Genomic DNA, 14,366 nt, shown 5'->3' on the forward strand with positions numbered 1-14,366 from the left:
GACTTCAAATCGGGAGTTGGAGTCAGCGATGCCTTTGCCATCCATGCAAGACCAGTTCGCGGCACTGATCGCCGCACCGTCGGTCAGTTGCACCCAACCGAGCCTGGATCAGTCCAACCGGGCGGTGATCGATTTGCTTGCCGGTTGGCTGGGTGATCTGGGCTTCAGCTGCGATATCCAGCAGGTCAGCCCCGGTAAATTCAACCTGCTCGCGAGTTTCGGCAGTGGCCCCGGTGGCCTGGTACTGGCCGGGCACAGCGATACCGTGCCTTATGACGATGCGCTGTGGCAGACCGATCCGCTGAAACTCACCGAAGTCGATGGCCGCTGGGTCGGGCTGGGCAGTTGCGACATGAAGAGCTTTTTCGCGCTGATCATCGAAGCCGTGCAGCCGCTGCTCGACCAGCCGTTCAAGCAACCGCTGCTGATCCTCGCCACCTGTGATGAAGAGAGCTCGATGTCCGGTGCCCGGGCGCTGGCCGAGGCCGGCAAGCCACTGGGCCGTGCGGCGGTGATCGGCGAGCCGACCGGGCTCAAACCGATCCGCATGCACAAGGGCATCATGATGGAGCGCATCGATATCCTCGGGCAGAGCGGCCATTCGTCGGATCCGCGCCTGGGCCACAGCGCCCTCGAAGCGATGCACGATGCCATTGGCGAGCTGCGCGGTTTGCGTCTGTTGTGGCAGCGTGAATTCAACAACCCGCAGTTCAGCGTTCCACAGCCGACCATGAACTTCGGCTGTATTCATGGCGGCGACAATCCGAATCGCATCTGCGGCCAGTGTTCGCTGGAGTTCGATCTGCGCCCGTTGCCGGGCATGGACCCGAAAGTCCTGCGTGCGGAAATCCTGCGCAAGCTCAATCCGGTTGCGGAACGTCATCAGGTGAAGATCGACTACCAGCCGTTGTTTCCGGAAGTGCCGCCATTCGAGCAGGCCGAAGACACCGAATTGGTGCGCATTGCTGAAAAGCTCACCGGCCACAGTGCCGAAGCAGTAGCGTTCGGCACCGAAGCGCCTTATCTTCAGCGCCTTGGCTGCGAAACCATCGTGCTTGGCCCCGGCGACATCGCCTGTGCACACCAGCCCGGCGAATACCTTGAAATGTCACGTTTGCAGCCTACCGTGCATCTATTGCGGCAGTTGATTGAACATTACTGCCTGACAGCTGACGAACGATGATCAACCCCTGTGGGAGCGAGCCTGCTCGCGAAAGCGCCATTCCAGACACCTCAATGTCGACAGATACACCGCTTTCGCGAGCAGGCTCGCTCCCACAGGAGGTATGTGTTTTATCCGATCAAACGCTGTAAATTGCCAGCACCCCAACCCGTATTCATGAGGAGAGCGCGCGTGTCGCCAAGCCTGTTCCGACGATAACCATCAGCCCGCTGTGCGTTTTCCGTTTCGCCCTTATTTCCGGCTGCTATTTATTACAGGCCCAGGTTCATGCCCGAATACGTCAATTGGCTTCGTCACGCGTCCCCTTACATCAATGCCCACCGCGACTGCACCTTCGTCGTCATGCTGCCCGGCGACGGCGTGGAGCATCCGAACTTCGGCAACATCGTCCACGACCTGGTGCTGTTGCACAGCCTCGGCGTGCGCCTGGTGCTGGTCCACGGTTCGCGCCCGCAGATTGAAACCCGCCTCGCTGCGCGCGGCCTGACCCCGCACTACCACCACGGCATGCGCATCACCGATGCGGCAACGCTGGAGTGCGTGATCGACGCGGTCGGTCAGCTGCGTATCGCTATCGAAGCGCGGCTGTCGATGGACATGGCCTCGTCGCCGATGCAGGGCTCGCGCTTGCGGGTGGCCAGCGGCAACCTTGTGACCGCGCGGCCGATCGGCGTGCTCGAAGGCGTCGACTATCACCACACCGGTGAAGTGCGCCGGGTCGATCGCAAAGGCATCAATCGTCTGCTCGACGAGCGTTCGATCGTGCTGCTGTCGCCGCTGGGCTACTCGCCGACCGGGGAAATCTTCAACCTCGCCTGCGAAGACGTCGCCACCCGCGCCGCCATCGACCTCGGTGCCGACAAGCTGCTGCTGTTCGGCGCCGACCTCGGTCTGATCGACGAGAACGGCAAACTGGTGCGCGAACTGCGTCCGCAACAGGTGCCGGCGCATCTGGCGCGTCTGGGCAACAACTATCAGGCGGAGCTGCTGGATGCCGCCGCCGAGGCTTGCCGTGGCGGTGTCGCGCGCAGCCATATCGTCAGCTACGCCGAAGACGGCGCGCTGCTGACCGAACTGTTCACCCGCGACGGTGGCGGCACACTGGTCGCGCAAGAGCAATTCGAGCTGGTGCGCGAGGCGGCGATTGAGGACGTCGGTGGTTTGCTCGATTTGATCAGTCCGCTGGAAGAGCAGGGGATTCTGGTACGTCGTTCGCGCGAGGTGCTGGAGCGCGAGATCGAGCAGTTCAGCGTGGTCGAGCGCGAAGGGATGATCATCGCCTGTGCGGCGCTGTACCAGATTGCCGATTCGGATGCCGGTGAGCTGGCGTGCCTGGCGGTGAATCCGGAGTATCGCCACGGTGGTCGCGGCGATGAGCTGCTGGAGCGCATCGAGACCCGTGCCCGGGCGCAAGGGTTGAAAACCCTGTTCGTCCTCACCACCCGCACGGCGCACTGGTTCCGCGAGCGCGGGTTCGAACCTAGCAGCGTCGAGCGCCTGCCGGCGGCGCGGGCGTCGCTGTACAACTATCAGCGTAACTCGAAGATCTTCGAAAAGACCCTCTGAAGATTAGCGAAGGACTTTTGTGGCGAGGGGATTCATCCCCGATGGGCCGCGCAGCGGCCCCCGCTTCAGCAAAAGCAGGGGACTGCTGCGCAGTCCATCGGGGATGAATCCCCTCGCCACCTATTCAATTGTTTTCGGTTACAAACTTCGCACTGACGTACGGCGAGTAGTCCGGCAGCACCGTCTCGACCTTGCCTTGTTCCTTCAAAAACTTCGCCGTCTCACCAATCGCCTTGGCCGTGCCGCCGTCCAGCAGTGCGGTGGATTGCTGTGCCTTGGCATCCGGGAAGGCTGAACCGGCCAGCAGTTCCGGTACATCGGCGGCATTGGCACCGGTCAGTTTGGCGATTTTCTGAACCGGCGCCGAGTCAGCCGTCCAGCTGTCTTTATGCGCTGCGTAATCGGCAAATGAATCCAGCGTGACTTTGGCAAACTTCGCGACGACGTCAGGATGCTTCTCGGCGTAATCCTTGCGCGCGACCCAGACTTCGAAGGTCGGTGCGCCCCATTGGCCGACTTGAGCGGCATCGGTCAGGGTCTTGCCGGTCTTGCGGATTTCCCCCAGCGCCGGCGACCAGACGAACGCGCCATCGATATCCCCACGCTTCCAGGCTGCTGCGATTTCCGCCGGCTGCAGGTTCACCACTTTGACTTTGATGGTGTCCAGACCCCAGTGCTTGAGTGCGCCGAGCAAGCTGTAGTGGGAGGTGGAAACAAAGGGCGTGGCGATGGTCTTGCCGACCAGGTCCTGCGGGGTGTTGATCCCGCTGCCATTGCGCACCACCAAGGCTTCGGCGGCATTGATCTGCGCCGAAACAATAAAGGCAACAATCGGCAGGTTTCGCGAAGCCGCGGCGGCCAACGGGCTGGAACCGAGGTTGCCGATCTGCACATCGCCGGAGGCAATGGCTGTCACAACTTCCGGGCCACTATTGAAGCGTCGCCAGTCGATCTTCTGGCCGATGGTTGTTTCGTAAGTACCGTCGGCCTGGGGGACTTTGCTGGGGTCGATCCCGGTTTGATAACCGATGGTGAGGTTGGCAGCCTGCGCGGAAAAACAAATCAGCGTCGACACACAAACTGTAACAAATTGACTAGATAGTGCGCGTTTAGCCATCATGGCGTCGCCTTTTCGATAGGGTTTGACGAATTGGGGTTGCGCCAAAGCTAATCGATATAAAAAAAGGCTAACAAATACCATTTAGGAATGAGCTTAGTCGCCGATACGTTGTATCCGGGCGAGGATGGCGAGATAGTGGCCATATTCCCGAATGATATGAAAAAGAATGAATAAATTCTTTTTGGGTTTATCAGGAAATCTTTACTCTGCACGGACCAAATCACTGCGATTAGACCTTGGTCGTAGACACACAAGGTTACGATTGACTTGTCAGTCACGGTCTGGCGCTAATCGCGCATCTTAGGATCCAGGGCATCAGACCCCGGGCCAGGAACACAAGAATTAGAAACGAGAGGAGCTTTACATGAACAAGTCCACCTTGGCCCTGGCTGTGGCCGTAGGGGTTATGGCGCAGCAGGCAGGCGCCGCCGGTTTCATCGAAGACAGCAAAGCCACTCTGGGCCTGCGCAACTTCTACATCAACAACGATAACCGTGACTCCGGCACCAAAGCGGCTGGCGCGCAGAACAAGAACGAAGAATGGGGCCAAGGCTTCGATCTGCGTTTCATCTCCGGTTACACCCAGGGCACCGTTGGCTTCGGTATCGACGCCATCGGCCTGCTGGGCGTACGTCTGGATTCGGGTGGCGGCACCAACGGTGCAACCTCGACTTCCTACGGCGGCACTGTGTTCCCGAGCAAGTCCAACGGCGAAGCTGTTGATAACTTCTCGAGCCTGGGCCTGACCGCCAAAGCCAAGATCTCCCAGACCGAACTGAAGCTGGGTACTCTGCAGCCGAAAAACCCGGTCATCGTGACAAACGACGGTCGTCTGCTGCCACAAACCTGGCAGGGTGGCCAGATCACTTCCGGCGAGATCAAGGACCTGACCCTGGTCGCTGGTCAGATCGAAGCAGTGAAAGGTCGTAACTCCAGCAACAACGAGAACCTGTCCGTTGGTGGTGCGAACGCTCGCGTTGCCAACAGCAACAAGTTCTACTACGCCGGTGGTGACTACAAAATCACCAAGGACCTGACTGCCCAGTACTACTACGGCAACCTGGAAGACTTCTACAAGCAACACTTCCTGGGTCTGGTTCACAACTGGGCAATCGGCCCGGGCGTGCTGAAGTCTGACTTCCGCTACTTCCACAGCAGCGACGACGGCGCCAATGGCAACACCGCAGCCTACTTCGGTAACGGTAACTACGTCGGCAACGTCAGCGGCAAAGGCCCGATCGACAACAATCTGTACAGCGGCCTGTTCCTGTACACCGTTGAAGGCCACACCTTCGGTGGCGGCTACCAGGTTTCCAACGGCAGCTCCGACTTCCCTTGGCTGAACCAGGGCGACGGTTCGTCGAACTACACCATCACCGACATGCAGATCCAGAAGTTCGGTCGTGCCGGCGAGAAAACCTGGCAAGCTCGCTACTCGTATGACTTCGCCAAAGTCGGCCTGCCTGGCTTGACCGCCGGTTTGGTCTACCTGCGTGGCGATGATATCGACACCGTTGGCTCCAACCGTCGTGAGAACGGTACCGGTGCTTCCGAGTGGGAACGCGATCTGACCATCGGTTACGTTATTCCTGAAGGCCCGGCCAAGAACCTGGGCTTCATGTGGAAAAACGCTACCTGGCGCAACGATATCCCAGGTCAGCGCGACCAGGACGAAAACCGCCTGATCGTCAGCTACTCGATCCCGCTGCTGTAATAGCGCGTTCAAGCTGTTGATGTAAAAAAAGCCCCGTCCGGCATCGCGCCGGACGGGGCTTTTGCATTTCCGGGTCAGACTCACCCCCGTAAGCCTGTCCCGAAATTTCCCTCTTTTGCAGCTACTCAAGGCCTTCTCGAACCTTGAGGGCGATGGTGGTCGCGATGCGGGCGAGCGTCCAGTGAACGATGTTTAATATTCCTTTAGATTCTAGATGTCTATTTATTTATTCTTTTTCATGATGTCGAATCCCAAGCTACAGTTGAGTTCTCCAACAACTCATCAGGAGCAGCACCATGAGCCTCAGACTTGGCGACATCGCCCCCGACTTCGAACAGGATTCCAGCGCCGGCAAGATTCGTTTCCACGAGTGGCTGGGCGATAGCTGGGGCGTGCTGTTCTCCCACCCGGCCGACTTCACCCCGGTGTGCACCACCGAGCTGGGCTTCACTGCCAAGCTCAAGGATGAGTTCAGCAAGCGCGACGTCAAAGCCATCGCGCTGTCGGTCGACCCGGTGGACTCGCACCACAAGTGGATCGAGGACATCAACGAAACCCAGAACACGATCGTCAACTTCCCGATCCTGGCCGATGCCGATCGCAAGGTTTCCGACCTCTATGACCTGATCCATCCGAACGCCAACGACACCCTGACCGTGCGTTCGCTGTTCGTCATCGACCCGAACAAGAAGATCCGCCTGACCATCACCTACCCGGCGAGCACCGGGCGCAACTTCCACGAGATTCTGCGGGTGATCGATTCGCTGCAACTCACCGATAACTACAAAGTGGCCACCCCGGCCAACTGGCAGGACGGTGAAGAGGTGGTGATCGTGCCGTCGCTCAAGGATGAGGAAGAGATCAAGCGGCGCTTCCCCAAAGGCTATCGTGCTGTGAAGCCATACCTGCGCCTGACGCCGCAGCCGAATAAGTGAATCAGTGAGATTGGCGGTGTAGCCACCACCGTCATTGCGAGCAAGCTCACTCCTATATTTGAAATGCGTTCCCCTGTGGGAGCGGGCTTGCTCGCGAAGACGCCAGTCCAGGCAACACAGAATTGAGAATCCAGAACCACAAAGCAGGGGATTTCAGGCCGTTTTCACGGCCTGTTTTTTTGCCCGGAACAAAGCAAATCGCATATCTCTTAAACGCATAACCAAATGAATAAATATGATTTATGGATATATAAATCAGCTGGTAAGGTCACTCCCATCGAAGCGAGATCGCAACCCGCGAATCGCCTGTAACACGCAAGGAATCGTCTGAATGCTGGTCGTCTCACTCGGTGGCAGTCCTAGCCAGCGCTCCCGCTCAGGAGTGTTGCTTGAGCGCTCGCAACGCTGGTTGCAGGCGCAAGGGGTGGAAGTGGTGAGTTATCAGGTGCGGGACTTCCCGGCCGAAGATTTGCTCCACGCCCGCTTCGACAGCCCGAAGGTGCTCGACCTGCTGGCGCAGATTGAAAACGCTGACGGTCTGCTGATCGCCACGCCGGTGTACAAGGCGTCGTTTTCCGGGGCGCTGAAGACCGTACTCGATCTGCTGCCCGAACGCGCCTTGAACCACAAGATTGTTCTGCCGATGGCCACCGGCGGCAGCATCGCCCACATGCTGGTGGTCGATTACGCGCTCAAGCCTGTGCTGTCGGCATTGAAGGCCCAGGAAATGCTGCAAGGGATTTTCGCCGAGGACAGCCAGATCGCTTACGGCGAAGGCAGCGCCCAGGCGCAACTGGCGCCAGCGCTGGAACAGCGTCTGCATGAAGCACTGGATCAATTTGTCAGTGCCATGGCCCGCCGGCCGAAACCGCTGGAGCCGGGCCTGTTGAATGAACGTTTATTGAGTGCTCGCTGGAGCATTTGAGCTTCACCCGAATTTGCTCCACTCACCTTACTCAGCCGCTAACGGCCAAGCAGGTGCAGCCAAAACCCAACAGCAAAAAGGAGAGCGCTATGCGCACTGTATTTTTGCGTCGTGGTCTGGTCGCTCTGTTTGCTGCGGCTGTCACCTTCGGCGCCATCACTCAAGCTCAAGCCGAGACATTGCGGATCGGTTACCAGAAGTACGGCACGCTGGTGCTGCTCAAAGCCAAAGGCACGCTGGAAAAGCGTCTGGCCGCCCAAGGCGTGGACGTGCAATGGACTGAATTCCCCGGCGGCCCGCAACTGCTGGAAGGCCTGAACGTTGGCTCGATCGACTTCGGTGTTACCGGCGAAACCCCTCCGGTATTCGCTCAGGCTGCCGGCGCTGATCTGCTTTACGTCGCCTACGAACCGCCAGCGCCGAACAGCGAAGCGATCCTCGTACCGAAAGACTCGCCAATCAAATCGGTAGCGGATCTCAAGGGCAAGAAAGTCGCCCTGAACAAAGGCTCCAACGTGCACTACCTGCTGGTTCGCGCATTGGAAGATGCCGGCCTCAAATACTCCGATATCCAGACCGTGTTCCTGCCGCCGGCCGATGCCCGCGCCGCGTTCGAGCGTGGCAGTGTCGATGCCTGGGTGATCTGGGACCCGTACCAGGCCGCTGCCGAGCAACAGCTGCAAGCGCACACCCTGCGTGACGGCAAAGGCATCGTCGACAACCATCAGTTCTACCTCGCGACCAAACCTTACGCGCAGAAAAATCCCGAGGTGATCAAGACCCTCGTCGAAGAAGTGCGCGCTGTCGGCGAGTGGTCCAAAGCCAACCCTGAAGACGTGACCCAACAGGTTGCGCCACTGCTCGGCCTGCCGGCGGACATCACCCTGACCTCGGTGAAGCGCCAGGGCTACGGTGCGCTGTTCCTGACCCCGGAAGTAGTCGCCGCGCAACAGAAAATCGCCGACACCTTCTACCAGCTCAAGCTGATTCCCAAGCCGTTGAGCATCAAGGATGTGATCTGGACACCACCGGCCGCTGTGGCCCAAAGCTCGGTTAGCCAAACCCAGTAAATCGAATCCCCAAGGAGACCACTCCATGAGCCTCAACATCTTCTGGTTCCTGCCTACCCACGGCGACGGCCATTACCTTGGCACCGCCGAAGGCGCTCGCGCCGTCGACCACGGTTATCTGCAACAGGTCGCGCAAGCGGCGGATCGTCTGGGCTTTGGCGGCGTGCTGATTCCCACCGGCCGTTCCTGCGAAGACTCGTGGCTGGTCGCCGCGTCGCTGATCCCGGTGACCCAGCGTCTGAAATTCCTTGTCGCCCTGCGCCCCGGGATCATTTCCCCGACGGTGGCGGCGCGACAGGCAGCGACCCTGGATCGTCTGTCCGGCGGTCGTGCGCTGTTCAACCTGGTGACCGGCGGTGACCCGGAAGAGTTGGCCGGTGATGGTCTGTTCCTCAACCACGAAGAACGCTATCAAGCCTCGGTGGAATTCACCCGCATCTGGCGTCGAGTACTGGAAGGTGAAACCGTCGATTACGACGGCGAACACATCAGCGTGAAGGGCGCCAAGCTGCTTTATCCACCCATTCAGCAACCGCGTCCGCCGCTGTACTTCGGCGGCTCCTCGGAAGCGGCGCAGGATCTGGCCGCCGAACAGGTCGAGATGGTGCTGACCTGGGGCGAGCCGCCAGCCGCGGTGGCCGAGAAGATCGAACAAGTGCGCGCCAAAGCCGCCAAACTCGGGCGTACCGTGCGCTTCGGCATTCGTCTGCATGTGATCGTGCGCGAAACCAACGCCGAAGCCTGGCAAGCAGCCGACCGGCTGATCTCGCATCTGGACGATGACACCATCAAACGTGCGCAAGCATCGCTGGCGCGCTTCGACTCGGTCGGTCAACAACGCATGGCCGCGCTGCACGGCGGCAGTCGTGACAACCTCGAAGTCAGCCCCAACCTGTGGGCCGGCGTCGGCCTGGTGCGTGGCGGTGCCGGTACTGCGCTGGTCGGCGATGGTCCAACCGTGGCCGCCCGCGTGAAGGAGTACGCGGATCTGGGTATCGACACCTTCATCTTCTCCGGTTATCCACACCTCGAAGAATCGTACCGCGTCGCTGAACTGCTGTTCCCGCACCTCGACATCGAGCGTCCGGAACTGCCGAAAAGCGCCGGTTATGTCAGCCCGTTCGGCGAGATGGTGGCCAACGATATTCTTCCCAAAGCCGCGTCGCAGAGCTGAGGCGCGCCATGAACAAATTTATCCACAGCCTCGCGCCCTGGGCGTTGCCGGTGCTCCTGCTGGCGGTGTGGCAGTTGTCGGTGTCAGCCGGTTGGTTGTCGACGCGGATTCTGCCGGCACCGGTGGCGGTGATCGAGGCCGGTGTCAGCCTGGTGCGCAGCGGCGAGATCTGGACGCACCTGGCAATCAGCGGCTGGCGCGCGGCACTCGGTTTCACCATCGGCGGCAGCATCGGTCTGGTGCTGGGCTTCATCACTGGCCTGTCGAAGTGGGGCGAACGCCTGCTCGACAGCTCGGTGCAGATGATCCGCAACGTGCCGCACCTGGCGCTGATTCCGTTGGTAATTCTGTGGTTCGGCATCGACGAGTCGGCGAAGATTTTCCTGGTCGCATTGGGCACGTTGTTCCCGATCTACCTCAACACCTATCACGGCATCCGCAACGTCGATCCGGCGTTGGTGGAGATGGCGCGCAGTTATGGCCTGTCCGGTTTCAGTTTGTTCTGGCAGGTGATTCTGCCGGGGGCACTGCCTTCGATTCTGGTCGGTGTGCGCTTTGCGCTGGGCTTCATGTGGCTGACGCTGATCGTTGCCGAAACCATCTCCGCCAGCTCCGGCGTAGGCTATCTGGCGATGAATGCCCGGGAGTTTTTGCAGACCGACGTGGTGGTGCTGGCGATCCTGCTTTACGCGGTACTCGGCAAGCTTGCTGATCTCGCCGCCCGTGCTCTTGAGCGGGTGTGGCTGCGCTGGCATCCGGCCTATCAGGTTGCCAAAGGAGGTGCGGCATGACCGCTCAACAACCTCCACGCCTGCTGCGCGGGATTCCGCTGGTGGTGCGCAACCTGCAGAAAACCTTTGGCGCGCGGCAGGTGTTGCGCGACATCGACCTGCACATTCCGGCGGGGCAATTCGTCGCCGTGGTCGGGCGCAGCGGGTGCGGCAAGAGCACCTTCCTGCGCTTGCTCGCCGGCCTCGACCAACCGACTGGCGGCGACCTGCTGGCCGGCGCCGCGCCGCTGAGCGATGCGCGGGAAGACACCCGGCTGATGTTCCAGGAAGCCCGGTTGCTGCCGTGGAAAAAGATCATCGACAACGTCGGCCTTGGCCTTAAGGGCAACTGGCGCCCGCAAGCACTGGAGGCGCTGGAAGCGGTGGGTCTGGCCGATCGCGCCAACGAGTGGCCGGCCGCCTTGTCCGGCGGGCAGAAGCAGCGTGTGGCGCTGGCCCGGGCGCTGATTCACCAGCCGCGCCTGCTGTTGCTCGACGAGCCGCTGGGTGCGCTGGATGCGCTGACCCGGATCGAGATGCAGCAACTGATCGAACGCCTCTGGCAGAAGCATGGCTTCACCGTGCTGCTGGTGACCCATGACGTCAGCGAAGCGGTGGCGATTGCCGACCGCGTGATTCTGATCGAGGACGGCGAAGTCGGCCTCGACTTGCAAGTGGAGCTGCCACGCCCGCGAGTGCGCGGATCGCATCGACTGGCGGCGCTGGAAACCGAAGTGCTCAACCGTGTTCTGTCCCTGCCCGGCGAGCCGCCGGAGCCGGAACCTGTTTCACCACTGCCTACGCAATTGCGCTGGGCGCAATAACTCAAGTTACATCCAACGACAGGAATCAAAGCCATGACTATCAAAGCCATCAACGTGCGCAACCAGTTCAAAGGCTCGATCAAGGAGATCGTTCTCGGCGACGTGCTGTCGGAAATCGACGTGCAAACCGCTTCCGGCATCGTCACTTCAGTGATCACCACCCGCTCGGTCAAGGAGCTGGAACTGGCGGTGGGCAGCGAGGTGATCGCCTTCGTGAAATCCACCGAGGTGTCGATCGCCAAGTTGTAAGCCGGTGAGTAAAAAACAACCCCGAAAGGCGTGAGCCCTTCGGGGTTTTTTGTGTCTGTCTTGAAGTTCGCGGTGCGGCCTTCGCGAGCAGGCTCGCTCCCACAGGGAACCGCTTTCCAAATGTGGGAGCGAGCCTGCTCGCGAAGAGGCCAGTAAAGACGCTAGAGAATTCTTTTGGGCAGATAAGGCGGCAGATACAGCCCGATATAGGCATCAAACACCCGCATCCCTTCCTCGGCCATGCGCGGTGTGATCTGCCCGTGCTGCTGCACCGAGCGCGCATACACGCGGTCACCCAGTTCCATCGCCAGCGCGAACACATCGACATCGCTGGGCAGGCGCGGCAATTCGAAGTGATGGTCGAACAGCTTGTGCATCAGGTCGCCGAGTTCGATGTCGTGCTGGCGGTCCGCCTGGGTCACTTCGGTCAGGCCGTGCTGGGCGAGGATCAACTGGCGGGCCGCCGCGTCTTCGTCGTAGATCTCCAGCATCCGCTCTTCGACCAGCCGCGACAGGTCACGCCAGTCGCGCAGGGCGTCGTGGTCGATCGGCGCTTGCAGGCAGGCGCGAAACGCCGCATGCACGTCGGCGGTCAGCGCTTCGAGCAGTGCCGGGACGCTGGCGAAGAAGTGATACACGGATGACGGCGGAATCTGCGCGCGTTCGGCGACGCTGTAGATCGACAGACTGGCCACACCCTCGGCGGCCAGCAGCGTACGCGCGGCTTCGAGTATCGAGTCGATCCGCGCCTGGCTGCGGGCACGGGGTTTGCGGACGGGGGCGGGACGCGTCATGGAAGTCTCCTGCGGGGCAGCGGGCATTGTACGAGCCGCGCCGTGTGTTGTCTGCCGACCTGTGGCGAGGGGATTTATCCCCGATGGGTTGCGAAGCGACCCCAAACCCATTCCCCTCGGTGTGTCAGGAGTATCCGGTTCTCAGGGATTACGACTGCTGCGCAGCCGGTCGGGGCGGTGCGACGCTTCGCTAAATCCCCTCACCACAGTGGAAAATGTTCAGGCATAAAAAAACGCTGCGGGCTGAAATGGCCGGCAGCGCTTTTTATTCCTGCAATCCGCTTAAACGGTATGCAGATACCAGTTGTACTCAAGGTCGGAGATGGAGTGTTCGAACTCCTCCAGCTCGCTTTCCTTGCAGGCGACGAAGATATCGATGTATTTCGGATCGATGTACTTGGCCATCACTTCGCTGTCGTCCAGCTCGCGCAGGGCATCGCGCAAGTTGTTCGGCAGGCTTTGTTCGTTCTGCTCGTAGCTGTTGCCTTCGACCGGAGCGCCCGGTTCGATCTTGTTCACCAGACCGTGATGCACACCGGCCAGGACCGAAGCCATCAGCAGGTACGGGTTGGCGTCGGCGCCGGCCACGCGGTGTTCGATACGCACGGCATCGGCAGAACCGGTCGGTACGCGGATCGCCACGGTGCGGTTGTCCAGGCCCCAGCACGGCGAGTTCGGTACATAGAACTGCGCGCCGAAACGGCGGTACGAGTTGACGTTCGGGCAGAGGAAAGCCATCTGCGCCGGCAGGGTCTCGAGCACACCGCCGATCGCGTGACGCAGCGCGGCGTTCTGCTCGGGATCCTCGCTTGCAAAGATGTTCTTGCCATCTTTGTCGAGCACCGAGATGTGGACATGCAGACCGTTACCTGCCTGGCCCGGGTAAGGCTTGGCCATGAAGGTGGTGTCCATTTCATGGTCGTAGGCGATGTTCTTGATCAGACGCTTGAGCAGTACCGCGTAGTCGCAGGCCTTGATCGGGTCGGCGACGTGGTGCAGGTTCACTTCGAACTGCGCCGGGGCACTTTCCTTGACGATGGCGTCGGCCGGGATGCCTTGCTCTTTGGCGCCTTCCAGAATGTCCTGGAGGCAGTCGACGTATTCGTCGAGGTCGTCGATCAGGTAGACCTGAGTCGAGTGTGGGCGTTTGCCGGAGATCGGCGAGCGTGGCGGCTGTGGACGGCCGTTCACGTTTTCCTGGTCGATCAGGTAGAACTCCAGCTCGAAGGCTGCGCAGATGGTCAAGCCCAGCTCGTCAAACTTTGCAACAACTTGACGGAGCACTTCGCGCGGATCGGCGAAGAACGGGTCGCCTTCGAGTTCGTGCATGGTCATCAACAGTTGCGCGGTAGGGCGCTTCTGCCATGGCTCGTTGCATAGGGTATCGGGGATTGGATAGCAGATCCGGTCGGCGTCGCCAATGTCCAGACCCAGGCCGGTGCTTTCCACCGTAGAGCCATTGATATCCAGAGCAAATAGGGAGGCCGGCAGGTTGATGCCTTTCTCGTAAACCTTGTGGAGGCTGGTGCGTTCGATGCGCTTGCCGCGCACCACACCATTCATATCCGCAATCAGAAGGTCAACGTACAGAACCTCAGGATGTTCCTTAAGGAACGCGTTCGCTTCGTTAAGCTGAACGGCACGCGGGGGTACCGACATGATGCAACACCTTTGTTGTTAAAAATATCAATCATTGATCTTTTCTGGTTTCAGTCAACCCGAACGGCCTGCCGAAGTCAAGCGAGGCCTTTTTTGCCCTAAAAAAGCGCTGCGAGGGCATTTATGGGGCACTTTGGGGCAGTTTTTTGTCTTGGGGACGCTTGGCACCCGCGGGCTTGAGCAGGCCGTGTTGTATTTTTTACGGGGGTGTTGTGTAAAAAAATGAACAAGGCTAAGCTCCGACCAAACCCATAACAGCAATAATACCGGGGTGCTTCATGTCTCGCCTGCCGTTAATCGGCATCACCGACTGCTCGCAACAGTCCGGTCTGCATGCTCATCACATCAGTGGCGACAAATCCGTCCGTGACGCGGCCAGCATG

General features: G+C 60.1%; 13 protein-coding genes. 10 read left to right on the forward strand and 3 right to left on the reverse strand.

Features of this window, described 5'->3' with window-relative positions:
• Nucleotides 1–28: 28 nt before the first annotated feature.
• Together argE and argA are read left to right on the forward strand one after the other, a co-directional pair.
• Complete coding sequence (gene argE / locus ACM6I7_RS13870; protein ID WP_414888740.1) at nt 29–1,183, forward strand: acetylornithine deacetylase; 1,155 nt, start codon at nt 29–31, stop codon at nt 1,181–1,183.
• A 267-nt stretch (nt 1,184–1,450) separates the two neighbouring features.
• Nucleotides 1,451–2,749 carry an amino-acid N-acetyltransferase gene (gene argA / locus ACM6I7_RS13875; protein WP_007967974.1) on the forward strand — a complete coding sequence of 433 codons (1,299 nt, stop codon included), beginning with the start codon at nt 1,451–1,453 and terminating at the stop codon, nt 2,747–2,749.
• A 124-nt stretch (nt 2,750–2,873) separates the two neighbouring features.
• Here argA and tauA read toward each other — a convergent pair whose 3' ends face one another.
• A complete protein-coding gene (tauA, locus tag ACM6I7_RS13880) occupies nt 2,874–3,869 on the reverse strand; it encodes a taurine ABC transporter substrate-binding protein (protein WP_097089588.1) in 996 nt (331 codons plus the stop codon).
• A gap of 364 nt (nt 3,870–4,233) precedes the next feature.
• Here tauA and ACM6I7_RS13885 point away from each other — a divergent pair, with 364 nt between their 5' ends.
• The 8 genes from ACM6I7_RS13885 to ACM6I7_RS13920 all read left to right on the forward strand — a co-directional run bounded on the left by ACM6I7_RS13885 (nt 4,234) and on the right by ACM6I7_RS13920 (nt 11,530).
• Nucleotides 4,234–5,583, forward strand: coding sequence for an OprD family porin (locus ACM6I7_RS13885; RefSeq protein WP_097089590.1), 1,350 nt, complete (start codon nt 4,234–4,236; stop codon nt 5,581–5,583).
• 296 nt (nt 5,584–5,879) lie between these two features.
• Complete coding sequence (locus ACM6I7_RS13890; RefSeq protein ID WP_097089592.1) at nt 5,880–6,518, forward strand: peroxiredoxin; 639 nt, start codon at nt 5,880–5,882, stop codon at nt 6,516–6,518.
• Nucleotides 6,519–6,849: 331 nt separating this feature from the next.
• Nucleotides 6,850–7,443, forward strand: coding sequence for an NADPH-dependent FMN reductase (ssuE, locus tag ACM6I7_RS13895; protein ID WP_096797603.1), 594 nt, complete (start codon nt 6,850–6,852; stop codon nt 7,441–7,443).
• Nucleotides 7,444–7,532: 89 nt separating this feature from the next.
• Nucleotides 7,533–8,513, forward strand: a complete 981-nt coding sequence (locus ACM6I7_RS13900; RefSeq protein WP_097089594.1) for a sulfonate ABC transporter substrate-binding protein — start codon at nt 7,533–7,535, stop codon at nt 8,511–8,513.
• Between the two features lie 25 nt (nt 8,514–8,538).
• Entirely contained in the window at nt 8,539–9,687 is a 1,149-nt protein-coding gene (ssuD, locus tag ACM6I7_RS13905) for an FMNH2-dependent alkanesulfonate monooxygenase (protein WP_003229262.1), read from the forward strand.
• A gap of 8 nt (nt 9,688–9,695) precedes the next feature.
• Nucleotides 9,696–10,478: an aliphatic sulfonate ABC transporter permease SsuC gene (gene ssuC / locus ACM6I7_RS13910; RefSeq protein WP_097089595.1), complete on the forward strand. Its 783-nt coding sequence runs from the start codon at nt 9,696–9,698 to the stop codon at nt 10,476–10,478.
• Nucleotides 10,475–11,281: an aliphatic sulfonates ABC transporter ATP-binding protein gene (ssuB, locus tag ACM6I7_RS13915; RefSeq protein WP_095137604.1), complete on the forward strand. Its 807-nt coding sequence runs from the start codon at nt 10,475–10,477 to the stop codon at nt 11,279–11,281. Before ssuC ends, ssuB begins: the two co-directional genes overlap by 4 nt.
• Before the next feature lie 33 nt (nt 11,282–11,314).
• Nucleotides 11,315–11,530: a TOBE domain-containing protein gene (locus ACM6I7_RS13920; protein WP_007967989.1), complete on the forward strand. Its 216-nt coding sequence runs from the start codon at nt 11,315–11,317 to the stop codon at nt 11,528–11,530.
• 161 nt (nt 11,531–11,691) lie between these two features.
• Here ACM6I7_RS13920 and ACM6I7_RS13925 read toward each other — a convergent pair whose 3' ends face one another.
• Both ACM6I7_RS13925 and ACM6I7_RS13930 read right to left on the reverse strand, forming a co-directional pair.
• On the reverse strand, nt 11,692–12,324 hold the full coding sequence (locus ACM6I7_RS13925; protein WP_027610513.1) for a TetR/AcrR family transcriptional regulator: 633 nt from the start codon (nt 12,322–12,324) through the stop codon (nt 11,692–11,694).
• A gap of 282 nt (nt 12,325–12,606) precedes the next feature.
• Nucleotides 12,607–13,983 (reverse strand): glutamine synthetase family protein, encoded by a 1,377-nt coding sequence (locus tag ACM6I7_RS13930; protein WP_003229254.1) that lies wholly within the window; start codon nt 13,981–13,983, stop codon nt 12,607–12,609.
• Between the last annotated feature and the right edge of the window lie 383 nt (nt 13,984–14,366).

Origin of the sequence: Pseudomonas sp. IT-93MI4 (assembly GCF_949767635.1) — a bacterium.
Classification (GTDB): Bacteria; Pseudomonadota; Gammaproteobacteria; order Pseudomonadales; family Pseudomonadaceae; genus Aquipseudomonas; species Aquipseudomonas putida_A.

Excerpts from the sequence above, each read along its gene's own strand:
- ACM6I7_RS13925 (WP_027610513.1), bottom strand. The coding sequence starts at position 12,324 with ATGACGCGTCCCGCCCCCGTCCGCAAACCCCGTGCCCGCAGCCAGGCG.
- ACM6I7_RS13930 (WP_003229254.1), bottom strand. The coding sequence starts at position 13,983 with ATGTCGGTACCCCCGCGTGCCGTTCAGCTTAACGAAGCGAACGCGTTC.
- argE (WP_414888740.1), top strand. The coding sequence starts at position 29 with ATGCCTTTGCCATCCATGCAAGACCAGTTCGCGGCACTGATCGCCGCA.
- ACM6I7_RS13890 (WP_097089592.1), top strand. The coding sequence starts at position 5,880 with ATGAGCCTCAGACTTGGCGACATCGCCCCCGACTTCGAACAGGATTCC.
- ssuD (WP_003229262.1), top strand. The coding sequence starts at position 8,539 with ATGAGCCTCAACATCTTCTGGTTCCTGCCTACCCACGGCGACGGCCAT.
- ACM6I7_RS13920 (WP_007967989.1), top strand. The coding sequence starts at position 11,315 with ATGACTATCAAAGCCATCAACGTGCGCAACCAGTTCAAAGGCTCGATC.
- ACM6I7_RS13900 (WP_097089594.1), top strand. The coding sequence starts at position 7,533 with ATGCGCACTGTATTTTTGCGTCGTGGTCTGGTCGCTCTGTTTGCTGCG.
- ssuC (WP_097089595.1), top strand. The coding sequence starts at position 9,696 with ATGAACAAATTTATCCACAGCCTCGCGCCCTGGGCGTTGCCGGTGCTC.
- ACM6I7_RS13885 (WP_097089590.1), top strand. The coding sequence starts at position 4,234 with ATGAACAAGTCCACCTTGGCCCTGGCTGTGGCCGTAGGGGTTATGGCG.
- ssuB (WP_095137604.1), top strand. The coding sequence starts at position 10,475 with ATGACCGCTCAACAACCTCCACGCCTGCTGCGCGGGATTCCGCTGGTG.
- tauA (WP_097089588.1), bottom strand. The coding sequence starts at position 3,869 with ATGATGGCTAAACGCGCACTATCTAGTCAATTTGTTACAGTTTGTGTG.
- argA (WP_007967974.1), top strand. The coding sequence starts at position 1,451 with ATGCCCGAATACGTCAATTGGCTTCGTCACGCGTCCCCTTACATCAAT.
- ssuE (WP_096797603.1), top strand. The coding sequence starts at position 6,850 with ATGCTGGTCGTCTCACTCGGTGGCAGTCCTAGCCAGCGCTCCCGCTCA.